22 protein-coding genes and 1 CRISPR repeat array are annotated in these 22,416 nt (G+C 60.3%); of the genes, 14 read left to right on the forward strand and 8 right to left on the reverse strand.

Going from position 1 to position 22,416, the window contains the following annotated elements; translation table 11 throughout:
* The first annotated feature begins 120 nt into the window (after positions 1-120).
* Positions 121-321, forward strand: coding sequence for a hypothetical protein (locus AC1AXT_RS00155; RefSeq protein ID WP_476539602.1), 201 nt, complete (start codon positions 121-123; stop codon positions 319-321).
* Positions 314-679, forward strand: coding sequence for a type II toxin-antitoxin system HicB family antitoxin (locus AC1AXT_RS00160; RefSeq protein WP_476539604.1), 366 nt, complete (start codon positions 314-316; stop codon positions 677-679). Before AC1AXT_RS00155 ends, AC1AXT_RS00160 begins: the two co-directional genes overlap by 8 nt.
* A 676-nt stretch (positions 680-1,355) precedes the next feature.
* On the opposite strand, the gene AC1AXT_RS00165 is transcribed toward AC1AXT_RS00160, so the two are convergent.
* The 4 genes from AC1AXT_RS00165 to AC1AXT_RS00180 all read right to left on the reverse strand — a co-directional run bounded on the left by AC1AXT_RS00165 (position 1,356) and on the right by AC1AXT_RS00180 (position 5,456).
* The gene (locus tag AC1AXT_RS00165) at positions 1,356-1,520 is read right to left on the reverse strand and encodes a hypothetical protein (protein ID WP_476539606.1); all 165 of its coding nucleotides are present in this window, start codon (positions 1,518-1,520) and stop codon (positions 1,356-1,358) included.
* Positions 1,517-1,825, reverse strand: a complete 309-nt coding sequence (locus tag AC1AXT_RS00170; RefSeq protein ID WP_476539608.1) for a helix-turn-helix transcriptional regulator — start codon at positions 1,823-1,825, stop codon at positions 1,517-1,519. The genes AC1AXT_RS00165 and AC1AXT_RS00170 overlap by 4 nt, the downstream gene beginning before the upstream one ends.
* A 318-nt stretch (positions 1,826-2,143) precedes the next feature.
* Positions 2,144-4,857: direct repeats of the CRISPR family, unit length 29 nt; unit sequence GTTCGCTCCGCACGCGCGGAGATGATCCG.
* A gap of 9 nt (positions 4,858-4,866) precedes the next feature.
* Complete coding sequence (locus tag AC1AXT_RS00175; RefSeq protein WP_476552818.1) at positions 4,867-5,202, reverse strand: hypothetical protein; 336 nt, start codon at positions 5,200-5,202, stop codon at positions 4,867-4,869.
* A 59-nt stretch (positions 5,203-5,261) separates the two neighbouring features.
* On the reverse strand, positions 5,262-5,456 hold the full coding sequence (locus tag AC1AXT_RS00180; RefSeq protein WP_476539612.1) for a hypothetical protein: 195 nt from the start codon (positions 5,454-5,456) through the stop codon (positions 5,262-5,264).
* 596 nt (positions 5,457-6,052) lie between these two features.
* Between AC1AXT_RS00180 and cas3 the strand changes: the two genes are divergently transcribed.
* From cas3 to cas2e, 8 genes are all read left to right on the forward strand, one after another.
* Positions 6,053-9,178 carry a CRISPR-associated helicase Cas3' gene (cas3, locus tag AC1AXT_RS00185; protein WP_476539614.1) on the forward strand — a complete coding sequence of 1,042 codons (3,126 nt, stop codon included), beginning with the start codon at positions 6,053-6,055 and terminating at the stop codon, positions 9,176-9,178.
* A complete protein-coding gene (casA, locus tag AC1AXT_RS00190) occupies positions 9,168-10,856 on the forward strand; it encodes a type I-E CRISPR-associated protein Cse1/CasA (protein ID WP_476539616.1) in 1,689 nt (562 codons plus the stop codon). Before cas3 ends, casA begins: the two co-directional genes overlap by 11 nt.
* Entirely contained in the window at positions 10,853-11,593 is a 741-nt protein-coding gene (gene casB / locus AC1AXT_RS00195; RefSeq protein WP_476539618.1) for a type I-E CRISPR-associated protein Cse2/CasB, read from the forward strand. Before casA ends, casB begins: the two co-directional genes overlap by 4 nt.
* A gap of 81 nt (positions 11,594-11,674) precedes the next feature.
* Positions 11,675-12,859 (forward strand): type I-E CRISPR-associated protein Cas7/Cse4/CasC, encoded by a 1,185-nt coding sequence (gene cas7e / locus AC1AXT_RS00200; RefSeq protein WP_476539620.1) that lies wholly within the window; start codon positions 11,675-11,677, stop codon positions 12,857-12,859.
* Between the two features lie 19 nt (positions 12,860-12,878).
* On the forward strand, positions 12,879-13,736 hold the full coding sequence (gene cas5e / locus AC1AXT_RS00205) for a type I-E CRISPR-associated protein Cas5/CasD (protein ID WP_476540483.1): 858 nt from the start codon (positions 12,879-12,881) through the stop codon (positions 13,734-13,736).
* A gap of 4 nt (positions 13,737-13,740) precedes the next feature.
* Positions 13,741-14,511, forward strand: coding sequence for a type I-E CRISPR-associated protein Cas6/Cse3/CasE (cas6e, locus tag AC1AXT_RS00210; protein WP_476539622.1), 771 nt, complete (start codon positions 13,741-13,743; stop codon positions 14,509-14,511).
* 197 nt (positions 14,512-14,708) lie between these two features.
* Positions 14,709-15,695, forward strand: coding sequence for a type I-E CRISPR-associated endonuclease Cas1e (gene cas1e / locus AC1AXT_RS00215; RefSeq protein WP_476539624.1), 987 nt, complete (start codon positions 14,709-14,711; stop codon positions 15,693-15,695).
* Between the two features lie 41 nt (positions 15,696-15,736).
* Positions 15,737-16,174: a type I-E CRISPR-associated endoribonuclease Cas2e gene (gene cas2e, locus AC1AXT_RS00220; protein ID WP_476539626.1), complete on the forward strand. Its 438-nt coding sequence runs from the start codon at positions 15,737-15,739 to the stop codon at positions 16,172-16,174.
* 90 nt (positions 16,175-16,264) lie between these two features.
* On the opposite strand, the gene AC1AXT_RS00225 is transcribed toward cas2e, so the two are convergent.
* The gene (locus AC1AXT_RS00225) at positions 16,265-17,782 is read right to left on the reverse strand and encodes an ABC transporter permease/substrate-binding protein (RefSeq protein WP_476539628.1); all 1,518 of its coding nucleotides are present in this window, start codon (positions 17,780-17,782) and stop codon (positions 16,265-16,267) included.
* The gene (locus AC1AXT_RS00230) at positions 17,779-18,522 is read right to left on the reverse strand and encodes an ABC transporter ATP-binding protein (RefSeq protein WP_476539630.1); all 744 of its coding nucleotides are present in this window, start codon (positions 18,520-18,522) and stop codon (positions 17,779-17,781) included. The genes AC1AXT_RS00225 and AC1AXT_RS00230 overlap by 4 nt, the downstream gene beginning before the upstream one ends.
* A 267-nt stretch (positions 18,523-18,789) precedes the next feature.
* Here AC1AXT_RS00230 and AC1AXT_RS00235 point away from each other — a divergent pair, with 267 nt between their 5' ends.
* The 3 genes from AC1AXT_RS00235 (at position 18,790) to brnA (ending at position 20,129) form a co-directional block, all read left to right on the forward strand.
* Complete coding sequence (locus AC1AXT_RS00235; RefSeq protein ID WP_476539632.1) at positions 18,790-19,176, forward strand: hypothetical protein; 387 nt, start codon at positions 18,790-18,792, stop codon at positions 19,174-19,176.
* Positions 19,177-19,606: 430 nt separating this feature from the next.
* Positions 19,607-19,882, forward strand: coding sequence for a BrnT family toxin (locus tag AC1AXT_RS00240; RefSeq protein WP_476539634.1), 276 nt, complete (start codon positions 19,607-19,609; stop codon positions 19,880-19,882).
* Entirely contained in the window at positions 19,860-20,129 is a 270-nt protein-coding gene (brnA, locus tag AC1AXT_RS00245) for a type II toxin-antitoxin system BrnA family antitoxin (RefSeq protein WP_476539636.1), read from the forward strand. The genes AC1AXT_RS00240 and brnA overlap by 23 nt, the downstream gene beginning before the upstream one ends.
* Before the next feature lie 296 nt (positions 20,130-20,425).
* Here the strand turns inward: brnA and AC1AXT_RS00250 are convergent, their stop codons facing one another.
* On the reverse strand, positions 20,426-20,590 hold the full coding sequence (locus AC1AXT_RS00250; RefSeq protein ID WP_476539638.1) for a hypothetical protein: 165 nt from the start codon (positions 20,588-20,590) through the stop codon (positions 20,426-20,428).
* Positions 20,591-20,996: 406 nt separating this feature from the next.
* Between AC1AXT_RS00250 and AC1AXT_RS00255 the strand changes: the two genes are divergently transcribed.
* Entirely contained in the window at positions 20,997-21,728 is a 732-nt protein-coding gene (locus tag AC1AXT_RS00255; RefSeq protein ID WP_476552814.1) for a hypothetical protein, read from the forward strand.
* A gap of 200 nt (positions 21,729-21,928) precedes the next feature.
* Here the strand turns inward: AC1AXT_RS00255 and AC1AXT_RS00260 are convergent, their stop codons facing one another.
* The gene (locus AC1AXT_RS00260) at positions 21,929-22,279 is read right to left on the reverse strand and encodes a nucleotide pyrophosphohydrolase (RefSeq protein WP_476539642.1); all 351 of its coding nucleotides are present in this window, start codon (positions 22,277-22,279) and stop codon (positions 21,929-21,931) included.
* Positions 22,280-22,416: the final 137 nt, after the last annotated feature.

The following is a 22,416-nucleotide window of genomic DNA, read 5'->3' on the forward strand; positions in this document are numbered from 1 at the left end:
GGTCAACGTGAGCGTCGCTGCCGCGGTTCCGGGGGTGACGGCTGACATCTGGCAGATGAAGCCCGAGACGCATAGTCTATATCTATTGACTTTTATGATAAATGCTTATAGACTATAATCATGAAACGCAAGGAACTCGAGAAGCGCATCCACGCCATCGCCAAGGCGCACGGGCAGACGGACATCTGGAGCGAAGGCGGCAACCACAGCAAGGTCGCCGTCGGCAGCCTCACCGCCATTGTCCCGCGCCACGGCGAAATCAACGAGCTGACCGCGAAAGGCATCATCAAATACCTGGAGAAAGGACTCGAGGATGACTGAACGCATCACCGCGCAATGTACGCGCAGCGGGGGATGGTGGGCCATCGAATGCCCCGAAATCCCCGGACTGTTCACCCAGACGCGCCGCCTCGACCAGGTCGAGGACATGGTACGCGACGCCGCCCGTATGCTCGGCCACGACGACATCGCCGTCACCGTCGAGCCCCGCCTGTCCGCAAGCGACGTCGCCATGCTGGAGCATCTGGAAGCCGACCGCAGCGACGCCGCCGAGGCGCAGGCCCGCGCCAGCGCCTCCCTGCGCACCACGGTAGGAAGCCTCAGGAAGGACGGCTACACCGTGCGTGACATCGCCCGCCTCATCGGCGTCAGCCCCCAGCGCGTCAGTGCCCTCGGTTGACCGTCTGGCGGCCGAGCAGGCATGGCGAGTGTAGAGAAGTACGAGACGAAGAACGGCTTCCTGTGGCACGTGCGCTGCAGGAAGCCCGACAGTTCAGCGGGTTCCAGGCGCGGGTTCGTTCGCTCCGCGCATGCGGAGATGATCCGAACCTGAAGGTGACGGCGCAAAAGACTGGGGAGTTCGCTCCGCGCATGCGGAGATGATCCCCTCTGACTGGCGCCGGTTCGTCAAGATCCAGGTCTGCTCCGCACACATGGAGGTGATCCGGACGTGTGATAACAACGGGGAGGGTTTCGGATTGGTCTGGAATCCGGAACCCCATCTCGCTTCTTCGCGTGTATACCTCGCGGCTTCCGCGGCCTGTCCTGCCGGTCCACGGTTTCCGAATGAACCTTAGCGGTTCAATCAGGGCGGCTGTAACGCAATCGCATTTTTCAGATGAGCTGTCTACTTTGCCCACGCGGAGATGATCTGCACGCCGCTAATCTGCTCGTGGGGCACCCCGTTCGCTTCGCGCACGCGGAGATAACCGGGCTTGGAGAAGGTACCGATATCGACGTAACGCAGTGGGTCACGCTGCGCATGCAGAAGCAGTGCTCCTATGCGCGCAGGGCTATCGCTATGCCCCGTTCGCACTGCTGGCTTACTCCGTCGATAGGCGCGGAAGCCATCTTTCCTATCTGGCTCCTCGCCAGATGGCAGTGGTGCGCGGCATTGAAACGGACGGTGGCAAGCCGGCGTCGTCATCGTAATGAAGCTCATGGCGTCCGGTGCCGTTTTCGATGAGCGTGCCGACATGCTCGCCGTAGAGATAGACGCCGAGTTCCTTGGCCGCGCTCATGACTCGCTCCCTTCGCGCTGCTGTGCGGCCGGTCGCGCTCGCATCTGTTCATACGTGAACAGCTCGGGCGCGGCCTTCGGCCCTTGCGCCGGCATGGTGTGAACGTTCATTTCCAGCCCGAGGATCCGGAAGATTTCAAACAGTCGCCCTATGCCCGGATTGGCCAGCCGTCCCTTCTCCAGCAGGCTTACCCAAGATTTGCTGACTTCGGCCTGCCGGGCAAGCTCTTCCTGCGTCAAGCCTTTTTGATGGCGTGCCGCTGAAACCGCATGTCCGAGCGACGCAAGGTTGTTTACTTTCGTCACGGCCGCCATCCTTTCCGCGCATAAGAATGAATATATTCATATCTTATGAAATGTTAATATATTAACGCAGACTGGAAGGGCAATCCGAGGGAGAGCATTCAGGGCATCAGCTTTCCCGCATCCATTCTCCGCACGCGGAGATGTAAAGAGATCGACGAATCGAGTGAATCATTTCTAGCGTGGTGCGGTAGACTTGTTTTCCAATGACCAGATTTTTGGGCCCGCGAAGCGAATCCCTTCCCTGGACTTGAAGGAGCGGTTGTGCAAATCCAATTTTTCAATAGGATCGCCAACCGGTTTTCCGTGTAATCGCAGACCGTTCGCTCCGCACGCGCGGAGATGATCCGGGCATCCGGCCGATGAACGCGACCGGCAAGCCGTTCGCTCCGCACGCGCGGAGATGATCCGCGATCGCGCACAATCACGACGTGAAGCACCTTGTTCGCTCCGCACGCGCGGAGATGATCCCGGCTGGTACCGGGACGCTTCCGGCAGCGTCGAGTTCGCTCCGCACGCGCGGAGATGATCCCGAGCACGCCAAGAAGCAGGACGCGGCCACCAAGTTCGCTCCGCACGCGCGGAGATGATCCGGCCGAGCGCGCGTTGCTTAGCGCGCTGTGCGCGTTCGCTCCGCACGCGCGGAGATGATCCGGTGTGCATCCGTGCATACGCTAGACCCTGCACGTTCGCTCCGCACGCGCGGAGATGATCCGTATAAGTGCGGAAAGCACGCGACCTACACCGAGTTCGCTCCGCACGCGCGGAGATGATCCGCATATCCGAAATGGTAGCGCATGAATGAGGTCGTTCGCTCCGCACGCGCGGAGATGATCCGTTCTGATTCATTCTTCTTACGTTTATCATTCCGTTCGCTCCGCACGCGCGGAGATGATCCGAACGCGGAATAGTCGTGGCCGTAGATGCCGAAAGTTCGCTCCGCACGCGCGGAGATGATCCGTTCATGTGCCGCTGCTGCTACGACCGGGCGCGGTTCGCTCCGCACGCGCGGAGATGATCCGTAGGTGTCCGGGTCGGTATGGTCGGAACCACCGTTCGCTCCGCACGCGCGGAGATGATCCGGACGTGCACAACCGGCATGGAATGCACGGAGAGTTCGCTCCGCACGCGCGGAGATGATCCCAGTGGCTGCGGGACAACGGCATCACGTACCGTGTTCGCTCCGCACGCGCGGAGATGATCCGCAGGTGCACGACCTGATCGCCGCGGATGACATGTTCGCTCCGCACGCGCGGAGATGATCCGATGGTCGCGCAGCTCGAGGCGCTCACCGGCGCGTTCGCTCCGCACGCGCGGAGATGATCCGCTTCCCTCGCCGACGAGCCGCTGCACGGCGCCGTTCGCTCCGCACGCGCGGAGATGATCCGCCGCGCCTGCCCGACATCCTGCGCGACGACATGTTCGCTCCGCACGCGCGGAGATGATCCGAACGCTACCTCGCCCATGAAAGCTTCGGCAACGTTCGCTCCGCACGCGCGGAGATGATCCAGCGGCGCACAACAGCACGTCCTGCCGCACGCCGTTCGCTCCGCACGCGCGGAGATGATCCGGCGGCGGCCCAGGTCGGCCAGGAACGGCAGGCGTTCGCTCCGCACGCGCGGAGATGATCCGAGCGGCCACGACAATACGTGTCTTGCCCGTCCGTTCGCTCCGCACGCGCGGAGATGATCCGAACAGGTCAACGCCCGACGGACAATCGTAGGCGTTCGCTCCGCACGCGCGGAGATGATCCGAGCTGGACATTCCCTCGTTTTCGTGGTCTATGGTTCGCTCCGCACGCGCGGAGATGATCCGCGTTTCATCAGCGTAGCTGACGCCCAGACGGCGTTCGCTCCGCACGCGCGGAGATGATCCGATACGCGGAGTAACGACGCCGTGCGCGTCGTCGTTCGCTCCGCACGCGCGGAGATGATCCGGGCGCCGCCGAACTGGCGCGCAGCCTGAAAAAGTTCGCTCCGCACGCGCGGAGATGATCCGGGGGAGCTTATAGACGTGGCCGCTGGCAGTCAGTTCGCTCCGCACGCGCGGAGACGATCCGACGAGACCATGCAATCCGGGGTGGACCAGCAGGTTCGCTCCGCACGCGCGGAGGTGATCCGTGGGCATGGCGCGGGCACGGCGGAGCTTCGCAGTTCGCTCCGTACGCGCGGAGATGATCCGGCCGCGGTTTCCGGCGGCCTGAACGTCATCCGGTTCGCTCCGCACGCGCGGAGATGATCCGGCTTTTGCGGCTGTGACGCTCGGCCTGAAGTCGTTCGCTCCGCACGCGCGGAGATGATCCGGCGAGCCATGACATTCTCAGCCATGCGTTTTCGTTCGCTCCGCACGCGCGGAGATGATCCTGAAACGGCTCAGTTCAAAAACCATCACGCTAAGTTCGCTCCGCACGCGCGGAGATGATCCGTACTGGTAGAGTGCGGCTGGTTTGACGGCCTGGTTCGCTCCGCACGCGCGGAGATGATCCGAAGGGGTTGACTCAACAACAGTTGGCGGAGAAGTTCGCTCCGCACGCGCGGAGATGATCCGTACAATCCCCTCACCATCGAGGCCATCAGCTAGTTCGCTCCGCACGCGCGGAGATGATCCGCGTTGGCGATTCCAGCGAGCGCTTCCGCTATGGTTCGCTCCGCACGCGCGGAGATGATTCGAACTGGCAAGCCTTCGTGATGCGTTGGGGCCTGTTCGCTCCGCACGCGCGGAGATGATCCGCGCAAATCGAAATCACGGCGCCTGACGATACCGTTCGCTCCGCACGCGCGGAGATGATCCGAAGACGCTGCAAACCGCCTGTAGGACGATACGGTTCGCTCCGCACACGCGGAGATGATCCGGCGTTGGCGTTGAGGGGCAGGGGCGGGTGTGGGTTCGCTCTGCACACGCGGAGATGATCCGCGTTGATTCGTGAAGCGTTCACCGAGCTTGGCGTTCGCTCCGCACGTGCGGAGATGATCCGGCGAAGCAGGCGCACCTGGGCGGCGACAACTGGTTCGCTCCGCACGCGCGGAGATGATGAGGTTTGCTGATCAGGTGAGGATGATGGGCAGGCAGACGGCCAGCAGGATGACGAATCCGGCCAGCGCGAACCAGAGCAGCATGCGGGAGCAGCTCATGGTGGTCTGCCGGTCATGGTTCGCCTCGACCCAGTAGAGGGCCAGCTCGTTGAGGACGAAGAGCGCTATCAGGGCGATGATGGACAACCCGATCAGCAACCGGTTGTGGTTGGCGATGGGGTCAGGCAGGATGGCCGCCGCGCTAATGAGTGTGTAGAGCAATGCTTGCACGTGGACAGTGAAGGGATAGCGGGCGGTGTGCTCGCTGTTCTTTGCGATGATGTCCTTAATCCGCGCCGTCAGTGTCATCGGTATCGCCTCATTTCCTAGATGTCTCATCAGCTGAGAGAGTGCCATGCCGGGTTCAATCATGAATGCTTCGTGGAAAGCCACAGGTAGAAGCCGATGGAGAAGGAGATGATGCCGAAGACGAGGGATCCCACTACTCCGGTAGCCTGAAGGCGGATGTCGCATACGTGGGTGACGCCCACGGCGATTCCTATGGCCGCCGCGTCGGCAATTGCTGCGAGTGCGACGGCCTCCAGCATACGCTTCCGCTTCATGACTCTCCTTCTTAGCTCCCTTCAGACTGGTGGCTTCATGATAGGGCGCTTTGATAGCGGTGGAAGCGGGGCTTGTCTGTTGAGGCGAAAAGTGGATTACTTATGGGCGTTCCGGGATGTCGTGTCGGCCGTTGCTTGGCAGGTTTTGTGCGGTGTTGTGCTGATTAGCGTCGAGCATGTCAGGGTTGAATGAGGTAGTAGAGCTGTCGGAAAGCGGTTGGGTAGCAAGTTGGTTGCGAGAGATGCGCGTGGGGATGGTTTTGCGGGGGCTGATGACGCGAACGCTTGCACTTTTCTTGGTTCAATCAGCTATCGGTCCGCATGGTAAAGTGGTTTGGTTCCGCATGTGCGGGAGTGAACCGTGTATATCGAGCTATTAAGAGAGTGCTCCGCAAAGGCGGAGATAGACATTTCATTATGCGGATAGTTAATTTTAAGACAAATGTATGTCGAGTTAAACTGATTCACGGCTGGAAGGGGACGGGAATGGACTTACTGATTAGACTCAGCGACTTGGTCTTTGGAGGAGTGCGGCCTGATGGGGTGGATGTGGCCAGTTTTGATCTTCGTTGCATGTTCAAGGAAGGAATAGCTTGATGCTCGCGCGGAATTCTGATTGGCGCTCGCTGTCATCTTCGACTGCCTCCATCTGGGCCAAGACTGCTTATGTCAATGGAGTTTACTCCGACAGTGCAAGCCTGCGCCTTTACCAGCACATGGCCGATACGGAGGCAATCGCGGAGCTGCTGTGGCGCGATTTTGTGCCGCGAAATGTTAAAGCGCTCCTCATCTCCGATGTTGGAGACGAAGAGAGTGTGCGAAAACTGTTCTGTTTTCTGGCTATGACCCATGACGTTGGCAAGGCGTCGCCGGCATTCGAAGTGCAAAATGACCGGTTGGCTGATGAAGTTCGAAAGCATAAGCTCTGTATTGACTCAACGTTGAAAGACGATGCGGACCGATCCGAATATCGTCATGAACTTGTTGGTTACAAGGCCGTTCTCGACTGGTTCGAGGGCATGGGATTCGATACCTCCGAAGGGTCGTTCGCGTATGCCGTGGCATCAATCATTGCCAACCACCACGGCACCTGCGTTGATGACATCAAGACAGTGCTGATGGACCCGAACGAGAACTGGAATATCGAACGTTACGTCGGCGACCAGACGTGGAGGGACGTTCGCGAGGAACTGTTGAAATGGGCGGCGGAATCTACAGCGGCCATGCCAGTGTTCGACCGGTTGCGTCACCATCCGCTGCGCCGGCGTTCCCAGCTCATTCTCATCGGCCTGGTCGTCATGGCCGACTGGATTGCCAGCAACGCGAAGCTGTTCCCGCTCAATACTTGCGATGCCGATCTCGTCACCTATGATTCCGACCGGCGTGCACGGCGAGCGTGGCGGCTGCTCGATTTGCCCAAGCCATGGCAGCCGGTCAATGATGGTGAATCGCCGGATGCCATGTTTGCCAAGCGGTTCGCCATCGAGGGTGCATCGTTGCGTCCGATGCAGCGTGCGTTGGTCGAGCTTGCGGAACGTGCCGATGAACCGGAACTGTATATCGTCGAAGCGAACATGGGTGAGGGAAAGACTGAAGCTGCGTTGCTTGCCGCCGAGATTCTTGCGCGCAAATTCGGTTGCGGCGGCATCTACTACGCGTTGCCAACGCAAGCCACCGTCAACGCCATGTTCCATCGCGTGCTCGGATGGATCGGCAATCTTCTGCAAGACAATCCTGGCACGCTTGGTTCTGTATATCTAGCGCAAGGCAAGAACGAACTCAACACGGAGTTCGTGGAGCTGCGCAAGCGTTTCTATGACGACGGACGATCCTGCGAAGGGAATCTGACAGGAAACGATTGCGCTGGAACGACCGCCGATGGACTTGTCGACAGCGAGAGTGACGGCAATAGCGAACGAGTTGACGATGCGCGCAATGCGTTGCAGTCCGTGGTCAATTCGTGGCTGACCGGGCGCCGGCGCGGCAACCTTGCCGATTTCGTCGTCGGTACCGTTGACCAGGTGCTGATGGCTGGTCTGCAGAGCAAGTACGTGGTGTTGCGGCACTTGGCGCTTGCCGGCAAGGTGGTCATTCTCGACGAGATTCATTCCAACACGGCGTATATGGACGTCTACATGGAAACAGTCTTGACCTGGCTGGGTGCGTATGGCGTGCCGGTCATCATGCTGAGCGCCACGCTGCCGCAGGACAAGCGCGAGAAGTACCTCGAGGCGTACCGGTCCGGCATCAGTTCGAATGAACGGCACGCAGCGTGCAAGGCCCTGCGGGCCGGCTCTGACGAAGCCGCAGGTTCCGCGGGTTCCGAGGCTTCTGCCACGCAGGAAGGTGCCCCGGCTGACATTGACTTGCGCTACCCGCGCATTTCCCACGTCGGACCGTCGATGGCGGCGTCCGAAGCCATTTTCCCGGACCCGTCGGGCCGTGCGTCCACGATTCGTCTGTCGATGGCGCCGGATGATGACGACGCCACGCTGGTGACGCTGCTGGCTGACAAGCTGCAGGATGGTGGCTGCGCCGTAGTTGTTCGCGACACGGTCACTCGTGCCCAGCAAACCTATGCGACGCTGAAGGAGACTTTCCGGGACCGGATGCCAGTCATCCTCGACCATTCCCGTTTCCTTGCATCCGACCGCACCCAGCGTGACGCCGAGCTGCTTGAACGGTTCGGCAAGGACAGCACGCCCGAAACCCGTCAGGGCATTGTCGTGGCCACACAGGTTGTCGAGCAGTCGCTGGACGTCGATTTCGACCTGATGATTAGTGACATCGCGCCCATTGATCTCATTCTGCAGCGTGCAGGCCGTCTGCACCGGCATCACCGGGGCGACGGCGAGCAGGACCGTCCGGAACGGCTGCGTGATCCTGAACTGATTCTGACCGGAGTAAAGACCTGGCCAACGCAGGCACCTCCCGAGTTCGGCAAAGGTATTACCAGGGTTTATCAGGAGTACTTCCTGCTACGCACGCTGGCCCAGTTGGAAGTGGCGCCTGACCATCCAGTCCAGCTGTCCATTCCGCATGATATTCCCTCGTTGATCCAGACCGTCTATCACACGGAAGGTGACGGTGCGACGATTTGTTCTCCAGCATGGCAGGAAGCGGAGGACGAGGTACACGAACGTCTTAAGCGCGATATTGCAGTGAGTGAAGCCAGGGCAAGCACTAATCGGATTATGGATGCCGGCTGTACACTGAGCCCATGTTCCATCTACGAGTGGACGGCGAACGGGTTGGAAGACCCCGACGTTGAATCCCTGATGAAGAGGCATCATCCGGCTGCCAGCGTGCGCGAGGGGGAGGACTCCTTCGAGATCATTGTGCTGCAGCAGGACCGTGATGGCAATCTCTCGTTGCCGCAATGGGGTGATTTCAACACAGACTGCCCACTGCCGACAGGACCGGCTGCCCCTGATGACAATCAGGCCAGGGATATCCTGTCCTGCACAATCGCCCTCAACCGCTTTTCGCTGGCCAATCTGGACCTGGATGCGGCCATCGCCGCATTCGAGTGTGCCACGCCGGATCAGTGGTACACCTACATGAACCTCAACCGGAAACTCAACGGCCAACTGGTGCTCGTGCTCGACGAGAACGGCAACGCCACGCTGCCGGTCGAGACGACCAGCAAATCGAAGACCGCAACCAAGACGATGACTATCCACTACTCGGTGGAGAAAGGATGGGAAGCCCATGTCGAATGACGTATCATTCAACTTGATGGGACGGCAATGGATACCCGGAGAACGTGCCGACGGCTCCGAAATCATGCTCTCGATCAAGGATGCCTTCCGCCAGTCCGACCGCATCCGAAGATTGTCGGGCGACAATCCAATCCAGGAGTTCGCCCTACTCCGCCTGCTCCTTGCCATCATGTACGGCGCTCTGGGCGACGACTTTACCAAGGAAGATTGGCAGGCCATGCTTGAGGCAGGTCCTTCGGGCGAGCATCTTGCGAAACTGCTGGAATACTGCGACCGGTACGAGCCACGGTTCGACCTGTTCGACGGACGGCAACCGTTCTTCCAGGTTGCGGACCTGCACACGGACAAGGGCGAAGTCAAGAGCTTGGACACGCTCGTGACGGACATGCCTAGCGGTAACACTGTCAAGTTGTTCACGCACCGCGGCGCAGTGAAAGCATTGGGTGCTGACGAAGCGGCCCGATGGCTCGTCACTTGCCAGGCCATTGACTACTCGGGCATCAAGTCCGGCGCTGCGGGCGACCCGCGCGCAAAAAACGGCAAGGGCTATCCCATCGGTACCGGCTGGGCAGGCACCCTCGGGGGCATAGCTCTGGAGGGCTCCAACCTCTGGCAAACGCTCATGCTGAACTTCTGCAGCGGCCGCGTCAATGACCGCGCCAACCGAAATGGCGTGGCGTGGACCACTCAGGGCGCGCTGCCGTGGGAGCGGCCACAGGACACCGCATGCGCGACCGAAGGATACGATCAGCCTGCCGACGCTGACGGCACCACGCTGTACTTCCATTCGCCAGCCACGCTCTACACTTGGCAATCCCGTCGCATCCGACTCTTCCACGATGGTGAAACCGTCACTGACGTACTCATCTGCAACGGCGACCGGCTTAAACCGCAGAACGCCCAATACTACGAGCCGATGAGCGCATGGCGGCGAAGCGACGCGCAGGAGAAGAAACTCAAGATGGCGCCGGTCTTCATGCCCAGGAAGCATGACCCATCACGGGCCCTATGGAGAAACCTGCCAACGCTGACCACCATTACCGGCAACCAGGACGTGGCCAAATACCTGCAACCGCTTACGCTGCAATGGCTCAAGCAAGTCAAGCCGCACAATGTACCCGTGCGGCTGCATGCCTATGGCGTGGAATATGGCTCGCAGGAAGCAGTCATCGACACCACGGTCGACGACATCCTTGACCTGCAGCTCGCCATCCTCACTTCCACCGACAAACGGACAGGCAACATGATCGAGGCATCCATCAACCTCGTTGACAAGGGCGTCAACGCACTCGCCGACCTCGCCAGGCACATCGCCATCGCGGGCGACCTCGACGTGGACAGTGCTTGCAGCCATGCGCGAGACATGGGGTTCTCCGCATTCGACAACGCCTACCGGCAATGGGTACGCACTGTGGACGTCAACAACCTGCCGGCGTCCTATGCTACTTGGCAGGCCACCGTCCGGCGCATCCTCATGCGCTTGGCCAATGACCTCGCCAACAAGGCGCCGAGCCACGCCCTGGTGGGGCGCGAGAAAGCCAAGAAAGACGAGAGCGGCAATGCCAAGAGCAGGCACTACAGCGTGGCAAGCGGCATGAACTTCTTTATCGGAACGCTCAACACCATCGTTCCCGCTCCTCGCGAACGCAACCAACAATCTCAGAAAGGAGAAGCATGAGCAACCAGGCAGACAAGCAGCCTGATAAGCCGGCTACCACACCGCGGCAGGCATTGAACCGCTGGGTCAACGCGCGGGCGAACACCCTCATCGGCATTCACACGGATAAGGATGACGAAGATGGCTATCTCGATGACAATCCCGCGTCCGTGCGAGCCATCGCCATGCTGGCGCGTAGCGCCGAACACGAAGTGGGAAAGGACCCGGAAATCTTCCAGTGGACCATCCCCGACATCGACGAGACGGACATCTATCCGCATGGCGTAGGCAACGATGGGGGCCCCACTGCGCAAGAAGAAGCTGCCCATACGGCCATGACGTTGTTCGCCATACACCAGCAATCCAAGCGCGAACAGGCTATGCATACCGACGAACGCATATCGCTGGGCCGCGCCGTCGGCGAACTCGCCTTCCGCAATTCCGAAGAAGCTCGCAATGAATACCCCTACCACAACGAAAAGGGCATTCGCGCCATGTTTGACAGCCTGCAGACGGCATCCAGCTGGAAGGAAACGAGGCGGCATGCACGCAGGCTCATCAGACTGCTCAAACGCGAAGACCTTCCGCTTAATTACGGTCTGCTCGCCTCCGACCTGCTTGCCCTCCGCGGGACGCGGCAGCAAGCCAACAGCGTACGGCTCCAATGGGGCAGGGACTACCAGAATGGCTACGGCATCGCCCGCAAACGCTACCAGGACAAAATCGGCAGCAAAGGCAGCTCGGCCACGGCCGCGTAACCGGCACGCATCTGCAATCTTGCGAAATCTAGCTATTAACAATCCAAACAACCCATGCATCCACGAAAGGAACGCATAACCATGGCACCGAACAATCGCACCATCGTCGAACTCCATATTCTCGAAACCACCGCCGCGGCAAACCTCAACCGTGATGATACCGGCAGTCCCAAGACTGTCGAATACGGTGGCTCCACTCGTGCCCGCGTGTCTAGCCAGGCATGGAAGCGGCCAACCCGGGAAATGTTCGATCAGTTCTTCGATAGGAGCGAACTCGGCGTCCGTACCAAGAAGGTCGTCGAGGAACTGGCCGGACGAATCGTCGGCAAGAACGCCGATATCAGCGAAGAAGATACCGAGGCGCTCGCGGAGGAGACCCTGAAGGCTGCCGGCATCAAACTGACGCCCCCCCGCCAGAAGAAGGATGTGCCGCAGGGAGCGCAGGAAAGCGGCTATTTGCTCTTCCTCGGCAACAGCCAGTATGACAAGCTCGCCGATCTTGCCGTCGCTGCAGTCGGAGAAGCTGCTGGCGACGTGGAGGCGGCCAAGACCGCACTCAAGTCCAGCAAGAAGCAGATCAAGGCTATCCTGCAGGATGACCATGCCGTCGATGTCGCGCTGTTCGGCCGCATGGTCGCCGATGATGCAGATCTGAATGTCGATGCCGCCACGCAGGTCGCCCATGCCATCAGCGTGCACGCAGTCGACGCGGAATCGGATTTCTTCACTGCCGTCGATGACCGGAAGAAGAAGGGCGATGAGGATGACGAGGCTGGCGACAACGGCGCCGCCATGCTCGGCCAGATCGAGTTCAACGCGGCCACCTATTACCGGTATGCGAACGTGGACGCCAACCGACTGTACGAAACGCTCGGCGACGTGGACGCAACTGCCAAGGCGATTGGCGCGTTCATACAGTCGTTCGTCATGAGCATGCCGCAGGGCAAGATCCATGGGTTTGCGCAGGGCACGATGCCTGAGCTCGTCGTCATCATGGTGCGTGATTCGCAGGGCGTCAATCTTGTAGGCGCGTTCGAGCGGCCCGTCACTCCCGATTTCGTCGAGCATGCGACGAGGAAGCTCGTCGACCGCGAGAAGGGTATTGAGAAAGCATACGGACTCAAGCCGCTGGAAACGTGGGTGGTGCGTGTTGATGACGACGACACGGCCGCGGCGAGCGAACTGGCCGACGGCAACGACACGAGTCTGCTGGAAGCCGTCGCCGGTGTGGAAGCGTGCGTCAAGACCCGCCTGGAGCAGGAGTGATCGGATGCCCACGCTACTCATGGTCTTGAAAGGTCCTATGCAGTCATGGGGCGCGTCCAGCCGGTTCCGGCGCCGCGAAACGGAGATGATGCCGACGAAGAGCGGCGTCATCGGCCTGGTCGCCGCCGCCCTCGGTGTCGGCCGCAATGATTCTCTCGACCAGTTCGCAAACTTGCGGTTCGGCGTACGCGCGGACCAGCCGGGAACGCTGCTCGACGACTTCCATACCGCCCTCAAGGAGGGGGAGAAGAACGCCGTCGTCTCCCACCGCTACTACCTGCAGGACGCCGTCTTCGTCGTAGGGCTGGAAAGCGGCGACAAGGCGCAATTGGAACGGTACGCCGACGCCATCCATGCCCCGCATTATCAGCCATTCCTAGGCCGGCGTGCCTGTGTGCCGGATGGCCCCATCGAAACGTCCCTCGTCGACGAATCCCTTGAGCAGGCGCTCAATCAGGAACCCTGGCATGCCGCCAACTGGTATCAGAAGAAGGCCGACCGGCTGGAACAGTGGGGCGATGATGCGCTCCGGTACGCCGAAATCGTCGTCGAACCGGCGAGGGGAGAGGACAGCGCGGTTGCCGGCTTCGTGGAGACGCTGAACGACGAGCCGGTGAGTTTCAGCCCGCAACGTCGCCAGTGGCGTCCACGCCAGTACCGACGGCAGGAGCAGGCAGCCAGACCGGCGTTCACGATTGCGCAGCATGAAGTGCCCGACGAGCGGCTGGAGGAGGATTCCCAGATGTATGACTTCTTCGGTGCCGTGCGCCGGCAGGCCGAAGTCCCTGGTGATTCGGGCGGTTCTGGCGATTCTGGTAGTTCTGACGGTTCCGGTGTTGCTGACGGTTCTGACAGCCCCGATGGAAAGGAACGGTGACTGTATGCCCGTATTCTCACAGGTACTGATCAACCCGCGCCAGCGCGGCGCCCGCTACGTACTGGGATCGCTGGAACGGATGCACGCGGTCATTGCTAGGGCCGCCGCGGGCGCCGCGGCCGATGGCAACACCATGCGGCCGCTGTGGCGGCTCGAGCGGCGTCCGGCTGCATTGACAGGGGCGCCGAATACGGGTGCATCCGGAACGGACACGTCCCTGGGCCTGCTCAAGCTGTACGTGGTGTCCGAGAGTCAACTGGACGGCACCGTGCTGTACGAGGAACTCGGTGTGACGGCTGGAAATGTGCGTTCTACCGATTACCAGCCGTTCCTCGATCATCTGGCCGACGGACAGCGATATGTGTTCCGGCTCAAGGCCAATGTTACGAAGTCGACGCCGAGTGAACGGATTGAGGGGGAGAACCGGCAACCAGACAGTCAGCAACCCAGCCGGCAACCCCGGGCTCGTGGCACCCGTCACGGCATCAATGATCCGAAAGAACAGATCGCGTGGCTGGAACGGCAATGTACTCGCGCCGGTGCCGAACTCCAGGAGAACCGGTTCGGTCAGCCGGATGTCGCCATTCGCTGGAGCGGCAAGGAAACGTTCCGTCGCAAGGGCAAGCCGGTCACGCTGACCTGCGTGGTCTTCGACAGCATCCTGACCGTCGACAATGCGGAGAATCTGCGGAAGGCGCTCGTCGACGGCATCGGCCGCGGCAAGGCATACGGCTGCGGCCTGCTCACGCTGACGCCGTTCCGGCCACGCAGCTGACGGGACTTCTAGCCGCGTGGCCGGCGTGACTTCTGTCCGCGCCGGCCCGTTCGACAGCGTGACTGCCCCCGTTCCACTCGTCCTCCATCGTTTCGGTTCCGTAACCAATCATAATTTGTTCATAACAATGCATGTTGGAACAGTTGCTGTCTATCAAATTTTGCAATGCGTTTCATCTTGTAGTCAAGGAGTCGGTCATGAGCAACATCCCCGGCGTGCGGCCGCCGTCAGTGAAGTCGCTGGCACGAATAGAAGATCGACTCACGTTTCTCTATTGTGAGCATTGTGTGGTAAATCGTGATAATAATGCGGTAACCATTACCGACCATCGCGGAACTGTTCACGTGCCGGCGGCCGTACTCGGCGTGCTCATGCTCGGCCCTGGCAGCAACATTACGCACGCCGCCGTCTCCCTGCTTGCGGAATCGCGATCCACCTGCATCTGGGTAGGGGAGCGTGGCGTGCGGTACTACTGTCACGGACTGTCGCTTGCGACGTCCACTCATCTGCTGGAAGAGCAGGCGAAGCTCGTTTCCTCGGAACGTGGCCGTCTGAAAGTGGCCCGGAAGATGTTCGAAATCCGGTTTCCAGATGAAAAGACATCCGGTCTGACCATGCAGCAGCTGCTCGGCAAGGAAGGCACGCGAGTGCGCCGTGCGTATGCGCGCGAATCGGAACGCACCGGCGTACCATGGTCGGGCCGTTCCTACAAAATGGACGATTTCGACGAATCCGATCCGGTTAACCGCGCGCTCTCGGCTGCTAATACGTCACTGTATGGCGTCGTTCACGCCGTTATTGTCGCGTTGGGATGTTCGCCGGGTTTGGGTTTCGTTCACGCGCATCATGAACGCAGCTTCGTCTACGATATTGCCGATCTATACAAAGTGGATTTCACCATTCCGCTTGCGTTCGAGCTTGCGTCGCTGAAGGTTGCGGATGTTTCCTCCGCCGCCCGCAAAGCGGTACGGGACCGCATGAAGGATGGAAAGTTTCTTCAGAGATGCGTGCGCGATATCCGATTCCTTCTTCTTCCGGAAGATGAGGTGAATGAGGAGGATGTCGTGGTCGAGGATATTACCGCGCAGGTGTGGGCAGGCCGCACTGGCTTCTTCGAAGGCGGCAAGAACTACTCGAACGAGGCTGACATGGAGGATGAAGAGGATGAATCGTTGCGATTCTAACGATTCTGTCAATGAATTGTACCCAAGGAGGCGACTCCGGCATGGTTGTCATCGTGGTGACGCTAAGTCCTGCGAAATTGCTTGGCCACCTTACGCGCTGGCTGTTTGAAATTTCTCCGGGCGTGTACGTAGGAAAGGTGTCGGCGAGGGTTCGAGAACTGCTGTGGGATCAGGTTTTGGAGAATATCGGTAGTGGCCGCGCCATTATGGTGTTTTCTTCGGACAATGAGCAGGGTCTGGAATTTCGAACGCACGGTCAGGAATGGCAACCGGTTGATTTCGACGGCCTGGAATTGATCATGCGTCCGAATAATCGTAATTCCGCTGGTACAAACCAGCCGAAAAGCAATCCTGCAGATTCGGAACGTCTTGCATCATTCGATGACGATGCTGACGATGTCCAGCCGAGCCGCCCGGTGCGCCCAGTCCGTTCCGGCTGGAGTCTGGCTGCGAAACGCAGGAAATACGGGCATCGGTAATCCATCGCCGAGAAGGAGAATCTGCGTACTGGTTGAGCTGCCAAATGGGCACTGCATCAGCTTGCAGCCGCGGCGTGATGCATCCTGGCGTCAGATCAGTCCGTTGGCGCTCAGGTAGTCATGCGCGACGGTGGCGGCGCTTTTGTTCTGGAACTTGACCTGGAAGTTCATGGAGCTCATCTGCTTGTCGGTGATCTTGCCGGCAAGCTTGTTGAGCGCAGGCTCAAGCTCGGGGTGCTTCTTGAGCAGCGACTCCTTCATCAGGGGCGCTCCCTGGTACGGAGGGAAGAGCTGCCGGTCGTCCTTGAGGCAGGTCAGGCCGTATTGGCTCAGTTCGGGATCGGTGGAGTATGCGTCCACGATCTGCACGTCGCCGTTGGAGATGGCTTCGTAGCGCAGCGATGGCTCCATGGTCCTGACGTCCAGCTCGAGGCCGTAGCGGCTCTTGAGCCCGCGTCCCCCATCGTCCCTGTCGTTGAACTCGAGGGTGAAGCCGGCTACGGCGTTGCCCTGCACTTTCGCGAGATCCCCGATGGCCGCCAGGCCATGTTCCTTGGCATAGTCCGTCTTGACTGCGATGGCATAGGTGTCCTGAAAGGCCATGGGCTTGAGCAGTGCAAGGCCGTCCTGCTTGAGAATGCCGTCGTGCGCCTGCCGGTAGACCGTTGCCGGATCGGTGGAGGGCGCGGGCTTGTCCGTGAGCAGGCTTTCGGTGATGGTGCCCGTGAACTCGGGGTAGATGTCGATGTCGCCGCGCTTGAGAGCCTCGTATACGAAGGCGGATTTGCCGAAATCGGGTTTGATTTCGGTGTGCAGGTCGGTGTCATGCTCGATGAGCTGGGCGTACATGTTCATCAGGATCTCGGGTTCGGTGCCGAGCTTGCCGGCGATGACTACGGTGTCGGCATGGCGCGTGGCGGAAATCGCCTGCGGAACGAACGAGCCGGCCAGCGCGACCGCGAGCGCAACGAGCGAGGCGAGCACGACCTTCAGGGAACGGCGCTCGAGCCATCCGAGAATCTGGTTGAAGAGCAAAGCGAGCACGGCCGCGCTGATTGCGCCGATGAGAATCAGGCTGTTATCGTTGCGGTCGATGCCCAGCAGGATGAACGAACCCAGTCCGCCCGCACCGATCAGCGCCGCCAGGGTAGCGGTGCCGATGATCATGACCGCGCTGGTACGCACGCCCGAGACGATGACGGGCATCGCGATGGGCAGCTCGAATTTGCGCAGCCGCTGCCACCGGGTCATGCCGAACGCCGTGCCGGCCTCGACCAGGCTGGAGTCGACGCCATTGAGCCCGGTAATGGTGGCCTGCATGATCGGGAACAGCGCGTACGCGATCAAGGCCGTCACGGCCGGCCCCGTGCCGATGCCCATGAACGGAATGAGCAGGCCGAGCAGTGCCAGCGAAGGAATGGTCTGAACGATGCCGGTAATCTGAAGTGCGGCCGCGGAGACTTTGCGGTGTCGCTGGCATGCGATGCCCAACGGAACCGCGATGGCGATTGCGGCCACGAGCGCCAGCAGTGAAATCTGCAGGTGCTGCAGCAGCGCGGTACCCCAGTCGGCCCAGCGATTGTGCCATGTGGACAGCAATGCGTTCACTGGCGTCCCCTTCCGTTCCTGTGGGCGAAGAATTCCTCGACGAACCCATCCGCGGGCGCGTCGATCAATTGCGGAGGCGTGCCGATCTGGGCGATTCCTCCGTCGTGGATGACGGCGATGCGGTCCGCCAGGTAGAGCGCTTCGTCGATATCATGCGTGACGAACAGCACGGTGGTGCCCATCTCCGCGTGCAGCCGCTTGACGAGATCCTGCAGCTGGCCGCGCACGATCGGGTCGAGCGCGCTGAACGGCTCGTCCATCAGCACGATGCGCGGCCGCGCGGCCAGGGCGCGCACGATGCCGACGCGCTGCTGCTCGCCTCCCGACAACTGCGATGGCATTCGGTCCATGTAGGTGTCCGGATCGAGGTCGACCTGGCGTAGCAGCCCCCGCACGCGTTCGTTGCGCCTGCGCGGCGGCCAATGCCTGAGTTCGGGAATCAGGGCGGCGTTCTGCGCGACGGTGAGATTGGGGAACAGCGCGATCTGCTGGAGCACGTACCCGGTCGATAGCCGCAGCGCGCGTATGTCAGTCGCCGCGATGTCGGCTCCGTCTACGAGCACCTTCCCCGAGTCGGGTTCGACCAGGCGGTTGACCATCTTGAGCATCGTGGTCTTGCCGCCGCCGCTTGGCCCCACCAGCACGAACAGTTCCCCCTCGCGCACCTTCAGCGACACGTGGTCAAGCACCGTATGTCCTTCGAAGCTTTTCGCTACGTCGGCAAACTCAATCATCGCCATGTCCCGTCCCTTCGTTTCCGCGAACCCATCGGCGGCATACGGAGGCTGATTACGGCGCGATTGGCGGCGGTCATGGCACCTGCCATCATGATGAAAATGATTTTCGCAACGAAACCTGCGTACAGCTCATGGATGCGTTCCTTCCTGTCAACCGGACAGCCCTCGGAAGCGCGATATCCGATGGCTTCAGCATAGGAGGAAACCAAGCGGGATGGAACAGGCAACACTCGCTTCCGCCGACTAGACAACGGTCCCTTCCCTGCCCACATGTCCGTCGCGGGGAAACCCGATCCGACAGGCTGCGCTGGCGTCGCCTTTATAAAACAACAAGATTGTCTGCATCCGTTTAATCGCCGCCATTCCGTTTCGCTGGGGACAATTACCTACGATGAAAGCTATTCAGACAGCATAGTGGACAGCGAACTGCAGGAGCACCGCGACTCTCCTGGATCCTGGTCGTCGGTATACGGGGCAATCGAAGATTACGGGCAGCGCAACATTGCTATCGTGAGCACGGAATTCACTTGCGAAGACGGTGGCGAAGACCACTCGTGGAGCACGGAAAACACACCAGACTATTACTACGCCTACGTTCCCGACAGTCACGAAGCAGGCCGCGGCGCCTGGGTCTACATCGATTCTGGCTACCTCTAGAAACGTTATGCCTTGGCCGGTTCGAACGGACAGCGGCTCAGTCGAGGTCGCAGGAAAGTCTACTTAAACATGCTAGATTGCATGGTGACGTTCGGCTGCCTATCGCCAGCATAAGCTGGATTTTTCTGGACTTCGATTGCGTCGCCTGAATCTCGCGACGTTATTATCCCGAAGAAATCAGCATATGTATTCATCAGAAAATGACGTCCTAAGTGAATCATCTCTAGAGCGGCGCGATAAGCTTGATTCTAAGGATTGGAATTCCGGACCTGCAAAGCGAAGGAGCCGTTGTGCAAATTCAATTTTTCACTAGGATCACCAGCCACTTTTCCGTATAATCGCAGAGTTCGCTCCGCACACGCGGAGATGATCCGAACCGTCATTTTTATGTCTATCTGATATAGAATAGATGTCGACTGGAGGTGAGGTGATGGAATTTGAATACGATCCGGAGAAGAGCAGGAAGAACCTTTCCAAGCACGGCATCGACTTCGAAACCGCGAAACGGCTCTGGGAAGGCGAGACCGTAGAACTCATTTCACGCAACAGCGGCAACGACGACGAACGCCGCCTGGTGATGGGGATAATCGACAGCAAGCACTGGACCGCCATCACCACCATGAGGGACGGGCGCACCAGGATCATCTCTGTACGGCGTTCACGCAGCAACGAGGAGGAATACTATGAGCAGCAATGCCAAGCGTAGCGTCACCGCGGAAAAGATTGACGAGATCTTCGACAACGGCGACGACGTCATGGACTACTTCGACACCGAACACCCCATCGTCAGAAAGGGGACGGTACGCCAGCAACGCGTCACCCTGACGATGCCGGAATGGATGGTGCAGGAGCTCGACGACGAGGCGCAGAACCTCGCGGTCAGCCGCAACGCCATCATCAACACCATGCTCGCCGAACGGCTGGGACAACGCCACGCGGCAATGGCCCGCTAAACGAACATCAGGAACGCCTAGAATGCCTAGGCGTTCGGGCGCCAGTGGCTTGCTGGTTGGAGGAACGTGGCAATGCCCTCCTGCCGGCTACGGCAATCGGTTTTTGCCGACGCGTTCTGAATGCCTAGCGGCTCGGGTAATGTGTCCAGACTTTTGCGTCGTGGAAACCACTGGACGTAAACGGCGAGGCGCCCGTTCGGCTCAACACGGCAAAAGAGCGTAATTCCAACGGTTTCGGATTTATACCATCAGGCTCGTGTGTCCAGTGGCGACGGGGAGGGGCAAACTGTGGACGCCTATTGCGCTTTCTGACCAATCTCGCCTTCGTTATGCATGGACTGCCGGCGCGCGTCAAGCACGTCGCGGTACTTGCGCCACTGCCTGCAGGCGTACGCGAGCGCGGCGATGACGGCGATCAGCACCAGCGCTTCCGCAATGACCGCAATCCAGACCAGATCCATCTCAAGCTCCTTCCGGAGTGCCGCCAGCCCTAAGCGACGCCAGCGGGAAACCGATGACATCAGCGTAGGGCCGATTCCGTCTTGGTGAAACGGGCGACCTCTCAGTGCGGCGTCTGGGCAACGACCGACCTGATGATGCATCCACGGCGGCAAGTGCGGAGGGGGAGGACGGCGAACCAGTACGGCAACGGCGGACTTCAAGGCCTACAAGCCCTCAAACCCTTGACATGGGCCGAAAACGGCATTCGAACATTTGTTCTATAATGAGCTGAGAGAGAACGCTGAAGGAGGCGATGGCATGGCTGCGCGGTTGGAGCTGGGGCAGTACGAAGGCGAACGCCGCACGTTCCGCGGCCGCTTCGAACGGCTCGGGAAGAAACGGTGCGAAGGGCGCGAAAGCCCCACCGTGCTGCTGCGCGACATCATCGACGTCCAGACGGGATGGCTCGTCACCGACCACCTCTGGCTCAACCTCACCAAAGGCTTCGCCGAACTCAACCTCCAATGCGGGGACGTGGTGCAGTTCAATGCTCGCATATCGCTGTACGAACGGGGCCGCGCCAACCAAAAGCGCAAGAAAACCGCTTCGAAAAACCGGGACTGGGGCCTCGTGCGACCGACGAAGGTCAGCCGCTACAATCCCCAGGAAGACGGCTGCCTGATCGAGCATGCGGGCCGGCTGTTCCTGCTGGCATTCCCGGCGTCCGGCATAAGCGCGGTACAGGAACGGGTAGAGCGCCTGCGCAAGCTGGAGGAGGAAGCCTGGCGGCGCAAAGCCGAAGAAGAGGCGCCCCCGGAAATGCGCGGGCCCCGGCTCAGCGAACTGATCAAGGATGGTACGCCATTGACTCCCGCGGCAACCAAGGCAGCCTTCCTCGAGGAATTCAGGAAGCGGCTTCCGGCGCTATGCGACGCCTACGGCATCGGCAGGGAACGTGCCCTGACCATCGCGGCGCGCGTCGCCAAGGCGAAGGACTGGCAGGCCGCCGACTACTGGAAGGCGCAGGCCGAGCTTGAACGCCGGTTCGAGCTGATACAGCGCAGCGAGGAAAAGGCCCTGCAGCCAGCCAAACCCAAGAAAAAGACGAAGAAGAAAAAGAAGAAGGCCAAGGGCAACGCCACGGCCAGTGAACAATAATGAGGGGCGGCAAAAACATCGCCGCCCCTTCGCCCACATCCTCGCCGGGGAACATCAATGCGATGTGGGAGAACCACGAATCCGACGCCGCGCCATGCCAGTGCTTCACGTTCGGCGGCACGACCACGACGGTTCCCGGCACCATCCGGACCGGCTCCTCGCCCCACGCCTGGTACCAGCCTTTTGTACGGGCGTTCCGCTCAGATCTCGCCATTCACCGGCACTGGATATTTCGAGGCATTCATCGCCAGCTTGTCTACGATGATCTGCGGAATATCCGCGCCGATGGCATCGGCGAACTGCATGCAGTAGATCATGACGTCCGCCACCTCTTCCTTCATCCGATCGCGCCGTTGCGGAACGTCGACATCGCCGCCGCTCCACTGGAACAGCTCAAGCAGCTCCGCCGCCTCCAGCGAAATGGAAATCGCCAGATCCTTTGGATTATGGAACTCGCTCCACCCGCGCGCATCCCGGAAGCCGCGCACCCGGCCAAGCGCATCCTCAAACGAAAGGGAGACTCCCTGCCGTTCGCTTTCCTCATCCGCCATTTTTCCGCTACCTCCATTACGCTGTCTTCCTGCCCTTACGTGACGAAGACATTCTATGCCACGTCCCGTGGCACGTAGCCGGCCAAAGACCATCCAATGCGTTGCGTGGCGGCGTATACTCGCCAATAGCAAAACCG

Source organism: Bifidobacterium sp. LH_450 (assembly GCF_056356715.1).